Annotated in this window: 6 protein-coding genes; 3 read left to right on the top strand and 3 right to left on the bottom strand. The window is 38.8% G+C overall.

The window, feature by feature from the left end:
* Window positions 1–466: 466 nt before the first annotated feature.
* The 3 genes from AC4GME_RS15285 to AC4GME_RS15275 form a co-directional block, all read right to left on the bottom strand.
* Entirely contained in the window at window positions 467–853 is a 387-nt protein-coding gene (locus AC4GME_RS15285; RefSeq protein WP_490378413.1) for a hypothetical protein, read from the bottom strand.
* Between the two features lie 243 nt (window positions 854–1,096).
* Complete coding sequence (locus tag AC4GME_RS15280; RefSeq protein ID WP_490378412.1) at window positions 1,097–1,300, bottom strand: hypothetical protein; 204 nt, start codon at window positions 1,298–1,300, stop codon at window positions 1,097–1,099.
* A gap of 127 nt (window positions 1,301–1,427) precedes the next feature.
* Window positions 1,428–1,685 carry a hypothetical protein gene (locus AC4GME_RS15275; protein ID WP_490379695.1) on the bottom strand — a complete coding sequence of 86 codons (258 nt, stop codon included), beginning with the start codon at window positions 1,683–1,685 and terminating at the stop codon, window positions 1,428–1,430.
* 368 nt (window positions 1,686–2,053) lie between these two features.
* On the opposite strand from AC4GME_RS15275, the gene sbcB reads away from it, so the two are divergent.
* The 3 genes from sbcB to cysK all read left to right on the top strand — a co-directional run.
* Window positions 2,054–3,511 carry an exodeoxyribonuclease I gene (gene sbcB, locus AC4GME_RS15270; protein ID WP_490378467.1) on the top strand — a complete coding sequence of 486 codons (1,458 nt, stop codon included), beginning with the start codon at window positions 2,054–2,056 and terminating at the stop codon, window positions 3,509–3,511.
* 59 nt (window positions 3,512–3,570) lie between these two features.
* The gene (locus tag AC4GME_RS15265) at window positions 3,571–4,137 is read left to right on the top strand and encodes a hypothetical protein (protein ID WP_490378468.1); all 567 of its coding nucleotides are present in this window, start codon (window positions 3,571–3,573) and stop codon (window positions 4,135–4,137) included.
* Window positions 4,138–4,354: 217 nt separating this feature from the next.
* On the top strand, window positions 4,355–5,096 hold a 742-nt coding region (gene cysK, locus AC4GME_RS15260; RefSeq protein WP_490379694.1), incomplete at its 3' end, for a cysteine synthase A.

Here is a 5,096-nt window from a genome sequence, read left to right as displayed (position 1 = left end):
CCTCTCTTCTTTGGCAAAAAACTCTGAATGGAAGTGTTTCAAATAGGATAGTGCTTCTAGATCTTCCTGTTTAACAGGGCCATCCTTATGAAGTCTCAACATTAGATGACTAAGAATTAATTCTGGGTTTTTGCTGTAAATAAATTCGGCAGGAATCATGCTCTAACTCCAACAAGATATAGTTCATCACAACATTTAGATAATGCTTTTACGTGCTCATTACTCAGTGAGTTTTTTAAAATTTTGATATGATCTTTGGAGTTGATAGTAAATGCAATGACAAATCCCTTTCTCCCATTTCTTAAATTATCTATAGCAACCTGATCACCAAAATGGGCTAGGTGAACTGCATCTCTTTTATCTTTACCTTCTTTTGAAAACCGTAAAACTTGCTCAGCTGATTCGGTGTAAGAATTCCCTCTACTAACATACTTCGCTTCACCAAATGCAAATTTTGAGTTAGGGCTTAACGTGTAAAAATCAAAACCATGGTTGTTTGATAGTTTTTCCTTCCAGAGCTCCGATAGTGGCAATATAGAATGATTGTGTTTTCTTTTAAGCAATGACCTGAGCTCATAGATATCATAAATTCGCCAAAATCTTTGGTTACTTTATTATCAACAGAACGAAAAATTTCAACTAACTTCTCTATCGTTTCATGAGCAGTGTCTTCATAAGACATTTGTGCGATAGGATCCAAATTGGATATCCAAGCCGTATCAGATATTTCAGTTAGTAAATCTTTCGCACAATGGTTTACATTCTTTACCTCAATAAAGGAAACATAAGTATCAGCTAAAGCATCTTTGGGTAAATCAGAAGGATCTATTTTTTCATGATAAATGATATTCACTTGATATCCTTTTGTATTGATTGGGATTGAAAGGCAGGACATCCATACCTAATGTTCTTTCAAATCATTACATTTAATATGGATATTAGGCGAAGCAGTAAAAAAAACTATTACACCCTATTACACGGTATGAATTTAAATAAAGCGATGGGGCATATTTTGCGAGAAAGGGATGATTTGCGAGGAGGCTGGTCTTGCCTTTTGCTATGAGGGGAAAAAACAAGACCTTATTAACCCATTAATTTATTTCCCATGAACCACAATCACCACTTCACCATTACTATCTGAGTGCATATCTACAAGGTGATCTTCGAGTATTTGATCTGTTTCTAAATATAACTTCTTATAATGGGCTATCTGCTCATTTAGACTGGTCGTATAGATAAATTGCAATATCACGACTCCAAGAGCAATAACCAGTAAACCTTGATATAGAAACTTTTTCATAATTAAGCTCATTAATGATTAAAGTTCCATTCGGGTCAGGTTTTGAATCTTGCGAACTTATGCAAAACACAAGAGCCGCCCCATTGTTTCTCTTGCTTTACATAATCGGTATTTTGCGCATTGATCATTAAAATGGCATACCACCATTAGTCACTATGGCTGACGTTGTTAAATTCGAACCAGTTGGGCTATAAATTAAATAATCCCCCTGAGCCACTACCAATTCTTTTCTATCTAGCCCGTCCGTAGCAACTGCGTGTATTTCACCTGAATAGTAAGTAGTTGGGGCGTTCTTCTTCATGAAAAATGTTCCCGTTTGTTTGGGCCCCAACATAAATGGTACGCCAAAAGCAGGACATTCAAACCTTGTGTTATTTAAAATCATGGGACAATCGTAAAATAGTATATCAAGAGGTAATAAAAAAATATTACACCTTATTACACCGTAACGGGGGGAATAATAGGACAGCATAAAAGGAAGAATCGAGGTAAAAAGCTTACCTCGCAAAAATGATTACTATATATAGAAGGGATTTAAAGCAGCTCTTTTTCCAGCAGTTCCGATACAACTCATAATCTATAAACTGCTCATCAAATGCAAGCCGACAAAAAAACAAACTGCTTTGCTAACACTTCTAATGAATTACTCCATCAAACACAGCAAGTTACAGCTTAATTACTTGCTCTCAAGCATTACTTAGCTTAACCTCTTGATATTAATTAAATAAAGACACAGTAAACATAGGGCCTGAAATGGGTAATAACTTGCAAAAAACAACAAAAAAAGTAAGCAATGAACCCACTTTATACTGGCACGATTATGAGACATTCGGCCTTAACCCCGGTGCAGACAGACCTTCTCAATTTGCCGGTATCCGCACAGATCTCGATTTAAATGTTATTTCTGAGCCCGATGAATGGTTCTGCCGCCCGCCCAATGATTACCTGCCCAGTCCGGAAGCGTGTCTGATAACCGGCATAACACCACAGCAGACATTGCAGCATGGCGTGTTTGAAAATGAGTTTATAAAACTTATCAATGCGCAGTTCAGTCAGGCTAATACCTGTGTGCTGGGTTATAACAATATCCGTTTCGATGATGAAGTAACCCGTTTTACCTTATATCGGAACTTTTCAGATCCCTACCAGCGTGAATGGAAAAACGGCTGTTCCCGCTGGGATATTATCGATCTGGTGCGTGCCTGTTATGCATTACGCCCTGAAGGTATCAATTGGCCTGTCGATGAAAATGACGTACCTTCATTTCGTTTGGAGCTATTAACCAAAGAGAATGGTTTAGCGCACTCGCAAGCGCATGATGCGATGTCGGATGTGTATGCAACCATCGCAATGGCAAAGTTGATTAAAGATACACATCCTAAGTTATATGATTACTGCTTTAATTTACGTAAAAAAGCGAATGTACTGAACGCGCTGAAGCTTGGAAGTTACACCCCGATCGTGCATATTTCAGGAATGTTTCCGGCAATGCAGGGCTGCGTATCTTATATAATGCCGATAGCAGAACACCCGTTTAACAAAAATGCGGTTATCGCAGTTGATTTAAATAAAGACTTAAGTTGTCTGCAGACACTTTCCGTTGAAGAGATCCGCCATTACTTATATACGCCAACCTCTGATTTGCCCGAAGGTATTAACCGCCCTGCCATCAAGTTAATCCACATTAATAAGTGTCCGATTGTCGCACCAGCCAAGACATTATCTGAAGCGCGCGCCGACGAACTGGGAATTGATCGTTCACAATGCCGAGCTTCATTAGAGTTTTTAAAGCAGCATACTGAGCTTGCCGAAAAGTGTCAGATGGTCTTTGCCGAAGAGATAGCAAAAGCACAAGATAAGACAGCTGAAGAGATGTTATACAGCGGCGGTTTCTTTTCCTATTCGGATAAAGCACTTATTAATCAAGTAAGTAGCAGTACATGGCAAGAGCTGGCTGAACATAATTTTAAATTTGAAGATAAGCGCTTAGATAGCCTTTTATGGCATTATCGCGCTAGAAATGCAGCTCATTCATTAACGATAGAAGAGCTGGAAAAGTGGCAGCGGCATCGTCAGGCATATCTATTAGAGCATAGTCAAGCATACATTGAAAAACTCGATGCGCTTGCTCTGGAACATCAGACCAACCCCGCAAAAATGGAATTATTACAACAGCTCCATAATTATTTACATTTTCTAACCTGTAATTAATTATTTTGTTTGCGTATAATTTAACCAGTTCTTCGGGTGGTCCGAATTGGAGTGAGACGATGTTTAAATTAACAGCTTTCTTAATATATTTTATCTCAACCTGTTGTGTTGCTGCACAAGTGCCGACAAACGCATTACAAGTTCAATATCAAAAAAGCGTCGAACTGCAGCAGAAAGAAAGTGATGGCTTTAGTCTTGATTTTGATTCAGTATCGCAAATACCAGAAGCCACTTACCGATACCTGGATGGTGTTTTTACGACATTTTATCAGAAGCTGACCTTTACCACCTCGATCACAGATAGTACTTTCAATGATAATTCACATTATGAACTCTTTTCAGTACCTTTGATTGCTCCTAGTGAAAAAGGCGTGCAAATGGAACTGTATGCAAACTTTTCCGATTCTTCAACACAGTACCTAAGTAATTTATCAGCGGATCATGCGTTATATGAATACATTGCCAGTGCTGAGCAAGTTGATTTATATAAAGGTGAGCTTTCTATCGGTGCCGGAGTCAGCTTTAATACCAGTGCGTCCAGCAAAATAAAATTCATTATCTCTAATGGTAAAATGCCGGGTTACGGTGGCAGTACAGCACTATTTGGTTTTGAAACAAAATTCTAATTTACCGGCAGTTCCCCTCTTAATTCACAGTCCTTTTGCTACAAAGGGCTTGAAAACGAAAGCCCTGCATTTACAAATGGTTTCGCCATATCATTAAAGCACATCTTCTATATCACTAAACTACATATAGTATAACGAAATTTTACTTTCCCTATTTTGTACTTCCGCTATTCTTATCTCATGAATTTAAATAACACCAAAAATCAGAGGAAATACAATGAGTAAAATATTCAGTGATAACTCACAAACTATTGGTAATACGCCACTTGTTCGTTTAAACAACGTCACTTCTGGTAATGTTTTTGCAAAAGTAGAAAGCCGTAATCCGAGCTTCAGTGTTAAATGTCGCATCGGCGCAAATATGATTTGGGCAGCCGAAAAAAATGGAACGTTAACCAAAGACGTTGAATTAGTTGAAGCGACAAGTGGTAATACCGGTATAGCACTTGCTTTCGTTGCCTCTGCTCGTGGCTACAAAATCACCCTTACAATGCCAAATACGATGAGTATTGAACGCCGTAAATTACTTAAAGCATTGGGTGCAAACCTGATTTTAACTGACGGTGCGCTTGGTATGAAAGGTGCAATCAACAAAGCTGAAGAATTAGCACAGGCAGAGCCAAGCAAATACTTAGTGCTTAGACAGTTTGAAAACCCGGCAAATCCTGAAATTCACGAACAAACAACAGGTCCTGAGATTTGGAATGATACCGATGGTGAAATCGACGTGTTTGTAGCTGGTGTAGGTACAGGCGGTACTATCACGGGTGTAAGTCGTTATATTAAGCAAACTCAAGGCAAGGCGATTGTCAGTGTTGCTGTTGAGCCTGTCGACTCTCCTGTTATTACGCAGACACTCGCCGGTCAGGAAGTTAAACCTGGACCACACAAAATCCAAGGTATTGGTGCCGGGTTTATTCCTAAAAACTTAGATATCTCTTTAATCGATCGCGTAGAAC

The sequence above is a fragment of the Psychromonas sp. genome (genome assembly GCF_983033635.1).
The sequence above is the reverse complement of the archived record's forward strand: the minus strand, read 5'-3'. Positions and strand labels throughout refer to the sequence as shown.